The sequence below is a fragment of the Saccharomonospora sp. CUA-673 genome (genome assembly GCF_001942305.1).
Classification (GTDB): domain Bacteria; phylum Actinomycetota; class Actinomycetes; order Mycobacteriales; family Pseudonocardiaceae; genus Prauserella.
In genome coordinates this window covers 61794-75494 of sequence record NZ_MKKE01000010.1, presented here as the reverse complement: position 1 = coordinate 75494, position 13701 = coordinate 61794, and the positions used below count along the sequence as shown (strand labels likewise).

The 13701-nt window shown below is 70.1% G+C and carries 8 protein-coding genes and 1 pseudogene; 6 read left to right on the top strand and 3 right to left on the bottom strand.

All coding sequences use genetic code 11. The annotated features are described in order from the left end of the window. Positions 1 to 85 precede the first annotated feature (85 nt). The 3 genes from BJF85_RS05960 (at position 86) to BJF85_RS05950 (ending at position 3947) form a co-directional block, all read left to right on the top strand. On the top strand, positions 86 to 700 hold the full coding sequence (locus BJF85_RS05960) for an NADPH-dependent FMN reductase (RefSeq protein ID WP_075846093.1): 615 nt from the start codon (positions 86 to 88) through the stop codon (positions 698 to 700). Next, a complete protein-coding gene (locus BJF85_RS05955) occupies positions 697 to 2214 on the top strand; it encodes an MFS transporter (RefSeq protein WP_075846092.1) in 1518 nt (505 codons plus the stop codon). Before BJF85_RS05960 ends, BJF85_RS05955 begins: the two co-directional genes overlap by 4 nt. Positions 2215 to 2867: 653 nt before the next feature. Further along, on the top strand, positions 2868 to 3947 hold the full coding sequence (locus BJF85_RS05950) for an HNH endonuclease signature motif containing protein (protein WP_083665984.1): 1080 nt from the start codon (positions 2868 to 2870) through the stop codon (positions 3945 to 3947). Here BJF85_RS05950 and BJF85_RS05945 read toward each other — a convergent pair. The 3 genes from BJF85_RS05945 to BJF85_RS05935 are packed head-to-tail and all read right to left on the bottom strand — an operon-like array spanning position 3944 to position 8712. Next, a complete protein-coding gene (locus BJF85_RS05945; RefSeq protein ID WP_075846091.1) occupies positions 3944 to 7054 on the bottom strand; it encodes a BTAD domain-containing putative transcriptional regulator in 3111 nt (1036 codons plus the stop codon). The two genes, BJF85_RS05950 and BJF85_RS05945, sit on opposite strands and share 4 nt — an antisense overlap. Positions 7055 to 7078: 24 nt before the next feature. Then, a complete protein-coding gene (locus tag BJF85_RS05940) occupies positions 7079 to 7906 on the bottom strand; it encodes a YmdB family metallophosphoesterase (protein WP_083665982.1) in 828 nt (275 codons plus the stop codon). After that, positions 7903 to 8712, bottom strand: coding sequence for an epoxyalkane--coenzyme M transferase (locus BJF85_RS05935; RefSeq protein ID WP_222844451.1), 810 nt, complete (start codon positions 8710 to 8712; stop codon positions 7903 to 7905). The genes BJF85_RS05940 and BJF85_RS05935 overlap by 4 nt, the downstream gene beginning before the upstream one ends. Positions 8713 to 9204: 492 nt before the next feature. Here BJF85_RS05935 and BJF85_RS05930 point away from each other — a divergent pair, with 492 nt between their 5' ends. From BJF85_RS05930 to BJF85_RS05920, 3 genes and pseudogenes are all read left to right on the top strand, one after another. After that, entirely contained in the window at positions 9205 to 10077 is an 873-nt protein-coding gene (locus BJF85_RS05930; RefSeq protein WP_075846089.1) for a MurR/RpiR family transcriptional regulator, read from the top strand. Between the two features lie 242 nt (positions 10078 to 10319). Beyond that, the gene (locus BJF85_RS05925; protein WP_075846088.1) at positions 10320 to 11270 is read left to right on the top strand and encodes a hypothetical protein; all 951 of its coding nucleotides are present in this window, start codon (positions 10320 to 10322) and stop codon (positions 11268 to 11270) included. Between the two features lie 44 nt (positions 11271 to 11314). Beyond that, positions 11315 to 13701 (top strand): annotated as a pseudogene (locus tag BJF85_RS05920) (heavy metal translocating P-type ATPase).

Genomic DNA, 13701 nt, shown 5'->3' with positions numbered 1-13701 from the left:
GTCGGAACAATTCCGGAGCTGTTCCGGAGTGCCTGCCGCCCATGCTCGCGCTGTCACATCGGACAGACCGTTTGGGAGGCACCTCATGACCGCTCGACCCCGGCTCGCCGTCGTCATCGGCAGCATCCGCCCGGAACGTTTCGGCCCCACCGTGGCGACGTGGTTCGCCGCGGAGGCCCGGCGGCACGGCGACTTCGACGTCGAACTCGTCGACCTCGCCGAATACGACCTGCCCATGGAACTCGCGGGCAACGACCCGAACGCCGAACCGCCGGCCGAGGTCGCCCGGCTCGGCGCCCGCCTCGCGGCGGCCGATGCGTTCGTGCTGGTCACGCCCGTCTACAACCGGAGCTACTCGGCGGCGTTGAAGACCGCGATCGACTGGTTCTACGGCGAGTGGACCCTTCGGCCGGTCTCGTTCGTCTCCTACGGGGGCATCACCGGTGGGCTGACCGCCATCGAGCACCTGCGCGGCGTCTTCCCGGAGTTCCCCGCGGTGACGGTCAAGAACTTCATCGCGCTGGCGAACTACTGGACGGTGTTCGACCACGACGGCAGGCCCGTCGACTCGGAGGGACTGCGTGTACCGGCCGTCGCCGTTCTGGACGAGCTCGCCTGGTGGGCTCCGATGCTGCGCGAGGCGCGGCAGACCCGGCGCTACCCGGCGCTCGACTTCGACCTCGCCGGGGCATCGGCGTGACCACCGTCGACTCCCCGCCGCCGCGGGCCACCCCGCGGCAGTGGCTCGGCCTGGCCGTTCTGGTCGTGCCGTTGTTCATGCTGTCCACCGACATCACGGTGCTGTTCCTCGCGCTGCCCGCGATCACCGCCGATCTGGTTCCCGTCGGATCGCAACAGTTGTGGATCCTCCACATCGGAGAGTTCCTCAGCGCGGCGACCATGATCACCTTCGGGCTGGTGGCGCGGCGGATCGGAGCCCGGAAGCTGTTGCTGGGCGCGGTGACCGTCTACGGCAGTGCCTCGCTCGTCGCCGCGTACGCGACGAGCGCCGAGATGCTGATCGGTGGCCGCGCCCTGCTCGGCGTGGCCACCGCGGCGATCACACCCGCCGGCATGATCCTGGTGCGCCGCACCTTCCGGGACCCGCAGCAGTACAACGTCGCCTTCGCGACCTACCTGGCCGCGTTCGCCGGCGGCGCGGCGGCCGGGCCCGTGCTGGGCGGGTTCATGCTCGAGCACTTCTGGTGGGGTGCGGTCTTCCTGATCAACGTGCCGATCGCGGCCGTGCTGGTGCTCGGCGGGCCGCTGCTGTTGGAACGCAACCACGGCGATCCGACTGCACGCATCGACCCGGCGTCGGTGGTGCTGTCCACCACGGCCATGGGGGCGCTCGTGTTCGGCCTGCAGGAGACGGCCGCCGCGGGGGTGTCCACGCTCCCGGCGCTGTCGACGGCGGTGGGCGCGGGATTGCTGGCGCTCTTCCTACGCAGGCAACGCCGCACGGACTCGCCGTTACTGGACCTGACGCTGTTCCGCAGCAGGCAGTTCAGCTTCATCCTGGCCGTCCTGTTCGTCACCGGGTTCGCCATGGCGGTGGCCGACATGCTGGTGCCGCAATACCTGCAGGTCATCCGCGGCCTGAGCCCGTGGGAGACCGGGCTGACGCTGCTGGCCCCGGCGATCGCCGCGACCGTCGGCACCATGCTGACGCCGGTGCTCATCCGCGTGTTGACCCCGGCGCGGGCGGTCGCGTCCGTCCTGGCCGCGACCGGCGTGTTCGCCTCGCTCGTGGCGATCCTGGTGCCGGGCGCCGGCCTCGTCGGACTCGTCGTGGTGCTCAGCATGACGAGCCTGACCGTCGCCCCGGTCATGACACTGCTCTCGCAGCTGATCATCGGTGCGGCACCCGAGGAGAAGACCGGCTCGGCGACCGCCGTGCAGGACGTCATCGGCAGCCTCGGCATGGCCTCGTCACTCGCGTTCCTCGGCAGCGGCGTCCTCGGCATCTACCGCCACATCGTCGCCGACCGAGCAGGCGACGACGTCCCGGCCGGCGCGCTCGACGCCGCGTCGGAGAGCTTCGGAGCGTCGGTGGGCGTGGTTGCTGAGCTGTCCGCCTGGCAGGCCGCACGGCTGACTCGTGCCGTCGAGGAGGCGTTCACCGTTGCCACCCAGACCGGGTGGGGTGTGTTCGGGCTGTTGACCGCGGGGTTGGCCGCCGTTGTCGTCGCCTTGCGCAGACTGCTGCGGTAGGTGGGTTCCGTGGTGTTGGCACCCCGCGGCGCCGTGTCAGCACCCCGCGGCGCCGTGTTGGCACTTCGCGGCGCCGTGTCAGCATTCTGTGGACGCCGTGTCAGCATTCCACGTCGTCGTGTCAGCATTTCGCGTTGCCGTGTTGGCAGTTCACGTCGTTGTGTTGGCGTTCTGGGGGGGGCGCGATCTGCACTTGGGGTGAGCAGTGCCTCGCCGGCGGGCAGGTCTCCGGGATGGCGGGCGGCGTTGCCGCTGCTCCGTGTCATCCGTCGACCTCTCGTTTCGTTTATCACGCTCCAGGCAGGGCGCAAGGTTTTCGGTGCTGTGCGGCGGTTGTGTTGGTGGTTGCGCCCTACCTGGAGCGCGATGGTTTCGGTTTAGGTCGACGGGATGACACTCCGAGGGCGCGGCTTGTTCGGCTTGGGTCGGTGGTTGCGTTTCGGGCCTTGGTGGGAGGTCTTTGCTTCGCTCGACCTCAGGGTCGTTTCAGGTTGACTGTTGGTTGTTGGTCGAACTGGTGTTTGGTATCATGGAGCTGTGACCAGCGGTGATGTTCTTGCTCAGTCTGTGCAGTCGCTTCATTTGCGGCGGGCACGGATTGATGCTGAAGAGATGAGACTGTTGGCCTCGCTGCGCCGTCGGACGAGAGGGAGATGGCCTGGTTTGCCGAGTCACTCGTTCCGGAGTATCGGGCCTCGCGGGAGTTTGTTCTCGGACGGATTCACACCGCTGTTTCGCTGGTGTCGCGGATGCCTCGACTGTTGTCGCTGATGGACGACGGGAAAGTCGAGTACTACGCCGCCTCCCGGGTTGTTGACGTGACCGGCGTGCTCTCCGATGAACACGCTCGCGAGGTCGACTCGTTGTTGGCCGACAAGCTTGCTGCGGCCGCCGAGACCATGTGGTTGCCGCACAACCTTGTCCGGGCGGTGCGGCGGCTCGTCGACAAGGTCGATCCCACCGGGCGGGTCGAGCGGGCCGCGAAAGCCAACAACGATCGGAAAGTCACGCTTGAGCACGGGGAGAACTGCCAGTCCCGCCTCGTGACCACCATGCGCTCCGAAGTCGCCGCCGCTTGCTACGCCCGGGTGGACTCGCTGGCCCGGCAGCGCAAGCGTGATGGGCACAAGCGCACCTACGACCAACTGCGCGCCGATGTGGTCGCCGACCTGTTGCTGGGCAACGACCCTGGCGCCACAACTCCCGAGGCTTCCGCGGTGGTCTACGTGCACATGCCGGTGGACACCGCCCTGTCGATCTCCGAATCCGGAGCCGAACTCGACGGCTACGGACCCATCCCCGGAGCGATCGGCCGCGAGATCGCGGCCAACCCCAAGTCGATCTGGCGGAAGGTCCTCTGCGACCCCGCCACCGGCGACCCGGTCGACCTGGGCCGGTCCCGCTACCGACCCACCGCCACACTCCGCGAAGCAATGCGCGTCCGCGACCGCGAGTGCGTCATCCCCTGGTGCCACCGCCCCGCCCGACACTGCGACACCGACCACGAACGCGAATGGGCCCGAGACAACGGCCCCACCTCACTGACCAACCTCACCGCACGCTGCCGCCGACACCACCGCATGAAACACGCACCCGGCTGGACTAGCCGCTACGACGTGGCGCGCGCACGGCTGTCGATCACCACACCCCTCGGGCGCACCTACACCCACACCCGCGACGCCATCCTCACCCCGAAACCGGAACCATCCGACCCGGACGCCCCACCCTTCTAGCGCACCCGATCCGGAGCGGGCAGCGCGTCGTCGCCGAGCACCCTCGTAACGCCACGACGCGCCACCACCCGGTCGGGCAGACCGAGCTCCTCGAGCAGCGCCTCGCTACGCGCCCGGTCCCCTCGCCGCAACGCGAGCGCCGCATGGCCGCCATGAGCCAACACCGTCGGGAAGCCGAAACCGATCTGCCTGGCCAACGTCGTGGCACGGTCGAGGCGCCGCGCGCACAAATCCAGATCGTCGGCGCGCAACGCCTGCAACGCCAGCACAACCTCCCAGTACGCCGACTCACCAGGCAGATCCAGATCCTCCGACAACGCGTGCGCCTCGGCCGCCACCGCCGCCGCACGCTCAACATCCCCATCGGACTCAGCAACCAAGTGCGCCACGGCCAACAACTGCGTCAGTCCGTAATCATCACCATGCGCACGCAGGATCGCCTCCGCGTCGTAACCGTCGGGCAGGCCACGCGGGCGGACACCCCAATGCTCCACCAGAAACCAATCCCGCTGCGTCACCGCAAACGCCGCAGCACGCACGTCACCATCGGCGATCAGATACTCGACCGCCTCGTCGAACAACCGCTCACCCCGCTCACGGAACTCGGCCGAACACACCAACGGCGTCGCCGCGAACCACTGCACCCGCACCCGCGCCGCAACGCCCGCCGCATCATCGGCAAACCGCCCCAACGCCTCCAACACCCGCTCACACCAACGCCGCGTCCGCTCCGCCGACGGACGCACCGGAACCGCATCTCGCGCGCCGGCGTCGGCGCCACCACCAGGGTCGATGACCAACGGCCACGACGTGTGCGCCTCCAACAGCTCACTGGGATGCCGCGGCACATCACCATCCCCGTCGAACGACGTCGCCGCCAACACCGCGACCTGCGCATACGCCGCATCCCGCGGCCCCGGGCACGCCGCCACGGCAACCAGCTCGGCCACGAGGTCGTCGGTGCGCCCCGTCATCCACCGGAACCAGAACGACGCCAACGCCAACCGCACCGCCTCGGCCCCGTTCTCGGCGCGCAACGCCTCACGCAACGCATGATCCAGATGCGCATGCTCGCGGTGCAACCACGCCACCCAATCCCGCGCATGCGGTCCGAAAAGATGCTCACCGGCGCACTCGGCCATCGCACGGAAATACTCGACATGCCGAGCAGCGACATCGCGGCGTTCCCCCGACGTCTCGAGCTGCTCGTCCGCGTAGGTCGCCACGGTTTCGAGCAGCCGGTAGCGCACCGCCGCGCCCTCGGCGCCCGCCGTGTGCGTCGTGGCCACGAGACTGCGATCCACCAACCGGGCCAACACGGGCAGCACGTCGACACGGCGCAGCGGCACGTCCTCGCCGGCCGGGTCGGCGCAGGTCTCCTCGATCGCATCCAGCGTCCAGCTCGCCGGGTGCACGGCCAACCGGCGCAACAGTGCGCGCTCGGCGTCGTCGAGCAACTCCCAGCTCCAGTCGAGCATTCCGCGCAACGTCTGCTGGCGGCGCGGGGCGCCGCGGCCCGGACGCGCGAACAGGTCCAGCCGGTCCGTGATGCGCGTCAGCAGGTCACCGGCCGACAACAGATTCATCCGCCCCGCCGCGAGCTCGATCGCCAACGGCAGCCCGTCGAGACGACGGCACAACTCGGTCGCCGCGTCCACATCGGCCTCACCGAGCTCGAGGTGCGGCGCGACCGTGCGCGTGCGGTCGAGGAACAGCGCGACCGCGGGACCGTACCCGTCCGGCCCGTCGTCGACGGCCAGCGGATGCAACGGAAGTCGTTGCTCCTCGGGCAGATTGAGGGGTTCCCGACTCGTCGCGAGCACCCGCACGTGGTCGGTTCCGGCAAGAACGTCGGCCGTGAACGCCGCCACCGCGTCGACCACGTGCTCGCAGTTGTCCAAGACCACCAACGCCCGGCGTTCGTCCAACGCGGCGGCCACCCGCTCGATCGGATCCGTCCGTCCACCCCGGACACGCGCCAAGCCCATCGTGGCCGACAGGGCTGCCACGATGGCGTCGGACGTCGCCGAACCCGGATCGGCGGCCGACAACACGGTCAGGTCGACGAACCACGCCGAGTCCACATCGGACCGTTCCCGCAACGCACGCGACGTGACAGCGGTGGCGAACCGGGTCTTGCCGACGCCGCCCAGCCCGAGCACCGTCACCAGACGCCGGTCGTCGAGCAGCCCCAACGCCTCCGCGGTCTCCTCGTCCCTGCCGAGCAACACCGAACGATGCCGCGGCAGGTTGTTGTCGCGCGGCAGGTCGTCGGATGACGCCCCCCGATCGGTGTTGTCGCCGGTGTCGGCCTGTGACGCTCGGGGCCGGTCCGGTCCGCGGCGGTTCAGGTCCGGGCTCTGCCGAAGAATCTGCTGATACAGCTCCCGGGTGCGCGGGTCCGGGTCGATACCGAGGGTGTCGGCGAGGTGGGTGCGCAGACGTTCGTACAAGCTGAACGACTCGGGCTGCCGGCGCGTGAGGTACGCGGCATGCATGGCCGTGGCCACCAGGCCCTCGCGCGTCGGGTGGGCGGCGAGCAGCGGTTGCACGGCCACGTAGGCGTCGCCGGGCCGTCCGGCCTCCAGCAGCGCCGATGCGCGCAGTTCGACCGCCTCGAGGTGCAGCTCCTCGAGCGCGGCTACCTCGGCGGCGGCCCAGAGTTCGTCGGCGAACTCGCCGTAGGGCCGGCCGCGCCACAGCCGGTCGACGCCGTCGAGCGCGGCGAGCCGTTCGTCGGCGCCGGCGACGTCCTGTGCCTGCGCGACGCGGCGGTGCAGTTCGTCGGCGTCGACGTCGGCCGTGACACCCGATCCACCGCCGATGAGCCGATAGCCGCCCGGTTCGCGAGCCACGAGGTCCCGCCCACCGTCGACGGCGGCGTCGAACAGCGACCGCAGCTGCGACAACTTCGCCTGCAGCACCCGCTGCGGATTCGCCGGCAGCTGCGCGCCCCACATGCGTTCGACCAGAACGTCGGCCGGCACGGTCTCGCCGCGGCTGAGCGTGAGCGCCGCCAACAACGCGCGCACCTTCCGCTCGGGCACGTCAACCGGCGCGCCGGTGCCGTCCGCGAGCCGGACCGCGCCCAGCACCTCGATGCGCATACCCCCATCGTAGGGGTTTCGTGGTCAGGCAATCCTCTCGATGGCCGTGGCTGTACCGTCGCTCGCGATCTCGATCCGCACGGCACCCAGCGTCAACGGCCCGTCTGCCAGTTCGTACGCAGGCAGTCGCATGTGGTCCTCCCCGCGAAGGCGCGCCGCGAAGTGCATCGGGTCGAACCCGCCGCCGGTGAAACCCAGGTGGCCCGTCATTCCCAGTTCGGCGATGTACGCCGTCCCCGCGGGAAGCAGGTGGCCGCGCAGTGTCGGATCATGCGTGTGCGTGCCGACGAGCGCGCTGATCTGCCCGTCCAGCGCCGTGGCGACGGACGCCTTCTCCCACGGCGATTCGCCGTGCAGATCAATCAGCACCGCGCCGGGAAGCTCCTCCGTCTCGGCAAGCTCGGTCCACGAGGTCCACAACGGTCGGGGCTGAGGGGCCGCCATCCCCGGAAGCGCGGCGGTCGGAGAGAGCAAGTTCACCACCGTGAGCACCCGATCTCCGTTCTGGAGAGTCAACACGCCTCGGCCTCGCGCCTCCTCCAGATTCCACGGGCGGACAACCTTCGGATGGGCCAGCACCCCCTCGACCTCCGGGCCGTCCCAGGAATGGTTTCCACCGGTGATGACATCGACCCCGGCGTCGAGCAGCCGGTCGACGACCTCGACGGTCATCCCGAATCCGTCCATCGGGTTGGGCCCGGTGACAACGCAGTTCTCGCCGTTCACCACCACGAAATGGGCACCGAGTTCCTCCCGCAATGCCGGCAGACGCCCGGCCAGCCACTCGGCCGAGTCCGCGCCGACGACGTCCCCCACGGCCAACACGGTCATGGGCGCACCGGGTCCCGTCATGCGTGGGCACCGATGACCGCGGATCGCCGCAACGACTCGGTGGCCAGCCGAGCACCCTCGACCAAGGACCCGAGTTTGGCCCACGCAACGCGCGGATGGACGGGCGTGAAGGACGCGAACGTGGCGAATCCGCAGTCGGTGCCCGCCAGCACGCGCTCGACCCCGACGACGCGCGCGTACCGGGCCAGGCGCTCGGCCACGAGCTGCGGGTGCTCGACATAGTTCGTGCAGGTGTCGATCACCCCGGGGACGAGGAGCTTGTCCTCGGGCAGCGGATGGTCCTCGAACACCGCCCACTCGTGAGCGTGCCGCGGATTGGCCGCCTCCAGCAGCACGCCCCGCGGCCGCGCGCCCAGCACGATGTCGACGATGTCGGCGAGGTCGACATCGCGGTGGTGCGGTCCCGCATAGTTGCCCCAGCACAGGTGCATGCGCATGCGGTCGGGGTCGATGTTCGCGGTGGCTGCGTTGAGCGCCTCGACGTGGCCGGCGATGGCAGTGCGAAACTCCTCGATCGACGCGGCGGCGTGCTGGGCGTGGCGGCCCATCGCCAGGTCCGGGCAGTCGACCTGCAGGATGAAACCCGCGTCGACGATGGCCTCGTACTCGCTCCGCATAGCCTCCGCGAGCGCACCCAGGTACTCCTCGTGGGACGCGTAATGCCGGTTGGCAAGGAAGATCGAGATGACCCCGGGCGAGGCCGCGGGGACGACCACCTCTGCCGGGCCGTCCGCGCCGACGGTGTCGACCGCCGACCGCAGGTCGGCCAGTTCGGCGGCGAGCGCATCGGTGCCGGTGTAGCGCACCGGCCCGGTGCACGACGCGTCGCCGTGACCAAGCCCGCGAGCGCCTGCCCTGTCAGTTCCGGATAGTCCTCGAGATCGGCGAGAGCCAGAGCGCCGGCTTCGCCGTCGAAACCGCTCATCCGCTCCTTGACGTAGGTGCTGTAGCCGATCTTGCCCTGTTCGCCGTCGCTGCCGACGTCGATACCGGTCTCGCTCTGCCGACGCAGCACGTCGACGGTGGCCCGGCGCGCCATCTCGGGCAGTGCAGCCAGCGTCGCCCCATCGGCCTCGCCGTTCTCCCTGGCCACCATCGCCTCGGCCAGAGCCGGCGGCCGAGGCAGGCTGCCCGTGTGCGTGGTCAGAATGCCGCTGCTGGTGCTCGTCCTCATGGGTCGGAACGCTAGCCAGCCGATGGAAACTCGATCCGCACGGAACGTGAACATCGGATGGAATAACCATCCATTCCGATGGTGCCTGATGGAAAATATTTCCACGATCGCTAGTGTCCAGGTCGTGAGCACCTCGACGACGAACGACACGACCCCAGGCGCCGACGGTTCGATCCGGGAGCGAATCCGCGGTCTGACCCCGAGCCTGTCGCCCACCGGCAGACGCATCGCCGATGTCGTGATGCGCGACCCGGGCCGGATCGTGCAACTGACGGTGACCGACCTGGCCGTGGAGAGCGGAACCTCGCTCGCCAGCGTCGTGCGGTTCTGCAAGGACCTCGACCTCGGCGGCTTCGGCGACCTCAAACTGCGCCTCGCCGCCGAGACCGCGAGCGTCCAGGACAGCCCCGCGCCACCGCCCGAGTCTCCGGCCGGCATGCTCGCCGAGGTTCTGCGCTCCAGCGCCGACGCCCTCAACACCGCCGCATCGACGGTCGACACGAACGCCTTCACCGCGGCCATCGACATCCTCGCGAGCGCTCGGCACATTCTGGTGGTCGGTGTCGGAACATCGGCACCACTGGCCCAGGACTGCGCCTACCGACTCCGTTCCATCGGCCTGCTCGCCGAGGCCCCCGCGGACGTCCATGTCCAACACGTCAGCGCCGCATTCCTGAGTTCGGACACCGCGTTGCTGGCGATCAGCCACACCGGCCAGACCCGTGAAACGCTCACCGCCGCCTCGGCGGCACGCGAAGCCAGCGCGGCCACGATCGCTGTCACCAGCTTCCACCGGTCACCGCTGACCGAGCTGTGTGATCACGCCCTCGTCGCCGGATCACCCGAGACGCGCCACCAGATCGAGGCACGCGCGAGCCGGTTGGTCCACAGTGCCGTGCTCGACGCACTGCACACCGCAGTCGCCCATCAACAACCCACCGTCACGGGCCCCGCCGCCGACCTGGCCGCGCGAATCGTCGCCGAACATCGGCTCTGAGCCGGGTGGGTCCACACCGCGGGATGTGGACCCACCCGGCACGGGTGCCGTCAGGGTGTCGGTGACTCCGTGCGACCGCGGGTGCGCAACGTCAACAACGGCGAAACCTCGCTTCAACAACACCCTAGGGGGGTATAGTATTTTCGAACACGATCGGCGTACCCTACAGGGGTATGGCTTACGGGGCGGTCAGATCCGGCCCTCGCACCCAGGGACTTCACGACACCGACAGAAGGCACGCCATGAAGACACCGGTGAAGCTCGGTACGTACGTCGTCGCCGTGGCCGCCGCGGCAGCGCTCGCGTTCGGCGTGGGCAGCGCCGTCGGCCCCGTCGCCCAGGAGACCGGCACCCATCACGGAGAGGACCAGGACGCAGCCGCCGAGCACGGCACGCACACCGAGGGGCAGGACAGCGATCCCGGCGGGCTGCAGGTCTCCGAGCACGGCTACACGCTGCAGCTCGAGACCACGACGTTCGACCCCGGCACCAGGACCGTCGAGTTCCGCATCACCGGCCCCGACGGGCGGCCGGTGACCGACTTCGAGCCCACGCACGAGAAGAAGCTGCACCTCGTCGCGGTCAACCGCGACACCAGCGGCTTCCAGCACGTGCACCCGCAGCTCGACGACTCCGGAACCTGGCGCGCCGACCTCGACCTGACGCCCGGCAGCTGGCGGCTGTTCGCCGACTTCCACCCGAGCGGCCACAACGGCAGCGGGCCGATGACGCTGGGCGTGGACGCGGCCGTCCGCGGGAACCACGACCCGCAGCCCCTCCCCGACCCGGACCGAACGGCCCGCGTCGGTGACTACACCGTGCGACTCGACGGCGACCTCGTCCCGGGCGAGACCGGCGAACTCAGCCTCAGCGTGCACCGCGACGGCGAGCCGGTCACCGATCTGCAGCCGTACCTCGGGGCTTACGGCCACCTCGTCGCGCTGCGCGCCGGCGACCTGGGCTACCTCCATGTCCACCCGGAGGGTGAACCCGGCGACGGGACGACCGAACCCGGACCCGACATCACCTTCGCAGCCACCGCCCCCTCGGCGGGCGCGTACCGGTTGTTCCTCGACTTCCGGCACGAGAACACCGTGCGTACGGCCGCATTCACCGTCCACACCGGCGCCGACGACGCGCCCGGCCGGAGCACCGACGACCACACCGGAAACCACGACCACGGCCACGGATGACAACCGGGCGGGCGTAGCGTTTCACCAGCAAGGGAGGACGAGCGATGAGTGCGCCGCACGACATGACGACAGCCGCCGGCACCGGCCACGAGGTCGAACTCGCGATCGGCGGGATGACGTGCGCCTCGTGCGCCAACCGCGTCGAGCGCAAGCTCAACAAACTCGACGGTGTGACGGCCACGGTCAACTACGCGACCGAGAAGGCGAAGGTCACCTACGCCGACAGCGTGCAGCCCGCGGAGCTGATCGAGGCCGTCGAACAGGCCGGCTACACCGCGAAGGCGCCCGCCACGGCGCCCCCGGACTCCACGGGGACCGACGATGACGACGGCGAGGACGCGCCCGTGCGCGCGCTGCGCAACCGGGTGATCATCTCGGCGCTGCTGAGCGTGCCGGTGATCGCGATGGCGATGATCCCGGCACTGCAGTTCACGTACTGGCAGTGGCTGTCGCTCACCCTCGCCGCGCCGGTGATCGTGTGGGCGGGCCTGCCGTTCCACAAGGCCGCGTGGACCAACCTCAAGCACGCCACGGCGACGATGGACACGCTCATCTCGATGGGCACCAGCGCCGCGCTCGCCTGGTCGCTGTACGCGCTGTTCTTCGGCACCGCCGGCCACCCGGGCATGGTGCACCCCTTCGAGTTCACCATCGCCCGCGGCGACGGCACCGCCAACATCTACCTCGAGGTCGGCGCGGGCGTCATCACGTTCATCCTGCTCGGCCGCTACTTCGAGGCACGGTCGAAGCGCCGCGCGGGCGCCGCCCTGCGCGCACTGCTGGAACTGGGTGCCAAGGAGGTCTCGGTCCTGCGCGGCGGGCGCGAGGAGCGCATCGGCATCGACCAGCTCGCCGTGGGCGACCGGTTCGTCGTCCGCCCCGGCGAGAAGATCGCCACCGACGGCCGCATCGTCGAGGGATCGTCCGCTGTGGACGCCTCGATGGTCACCGGCGAATCGGTTCCGGTCGAGGTCGGCCCCGGCGACACGGTCGTCGGGGCCACCGTCAACGCCGGCGGCCGGCTCGTGGTCGAGGCGACGCGCGTCGGCTCCGACACGCAGCTCGCGCAGATGGCGACGATGGTCGAGGAGGCGCAGAACGGCAAGGCCGCCGCGCAGCGGCTCGCCGACCGCATCTCCGGGGTGTTCGTGCCGCTGGTGATCGTGCTGGCGTTCGCGTCGTTCGGGTTCTGGGCCGGCACCGGCGCCGAACTGGCGATGGCGTTCACCGCGGCGGTGGCCGTGCTGATCATCGCCTGCCCGTGCGCGCTCGGCCTGGCGACGCCGATGGCGTTGATGATCGGCACCGGCCGCGGGGCGCAGCTCGGCATCCTCATCAAGGGACCGGAGGTCCTGGAGACGACCCGGCGAGTCGACACGGTCGTGCTCGACAAGACCGGCACCGTCACGATCGGGCAGATGACGCTCGTCGACGTCGTCGCCGCCGACGGCGAGGACCCCGACCGCGTGCTGCGCCTGGCCGGTGCGCTCGAGAACGCCTCCGAGCACCCGATCGCGCAGGCCATCGCGAAGGGCGCGGCCGAACGGGTCGGCGACCTGCCCGCCGTCGAGGACTTCACCAACGTCGAGGGCCTCGGCGTGCAGGGCATCGTGTCCGAGAACGCAGCCGGCGAGAACGGGACCGGCGAGAACCCGGCCGTGCTCGTGGGCAGGCCGCAGCTGCTGGCCGACTGGTCGCAGCCGCTGCCCGCCGAACTCGAGGCCGCGATGACCGCGGTGTCGGCGCAGGGCCAGACGGCCGTGGCCGTGGGCTGGGACGGCAAGCACGCGGCGTGCTCGTCGTCGCCGACGCCATCAAGCCGACCTCGGCCGACGCGATCGGCCAACTGCGCGAGCTCGGCCTGACGCCGGTGCTGCTGACCGGGGACAACGCCGCCGTCGCGGCGTCGGTCGCCGAACAGGTCGGCATCGACCCCGGCCCGGACACGGTGATCGCGGAGGTCCTGCCCGCCGACAAGGTCGAGGTCGTCAAGCGGCTGCAGGCCGAGGGCAAGTCGGTGGCGATGGTCGGCGACGGCGTCAACGACGCCGCGGCGCTCGCCCAGGCCGACCTCGGACTGGCGATGGGCACGGGCACCGACGTGGCCATCGAGGCCTCGGACCTGACCCTGGTGCGCGGCGACCTGCGCGCCGCGGCCGACGCGATCCGGTTGTCCCGCAAGACACTCGGCACCATCAAGACGAACCTGTTCTGGGCGTTCGCCTACAACGTCGCGGCACTCCCCCTGGCCGCCGCCGGCCTGCTCAACCCGATGCTCGCCGGCGCCGCGATGGCGTTCTCCTCGGTGTTCGTCGTGTCCAACAGCCAGCGGCTCCGCCGATTCCGCGCCGCCAACGACGCCGCCGGCGACGCCACCAGGGACGCTGCCGGCGCCACGGGCAGGGCCACCGGCCCCCGCGTGGCAGCCTGA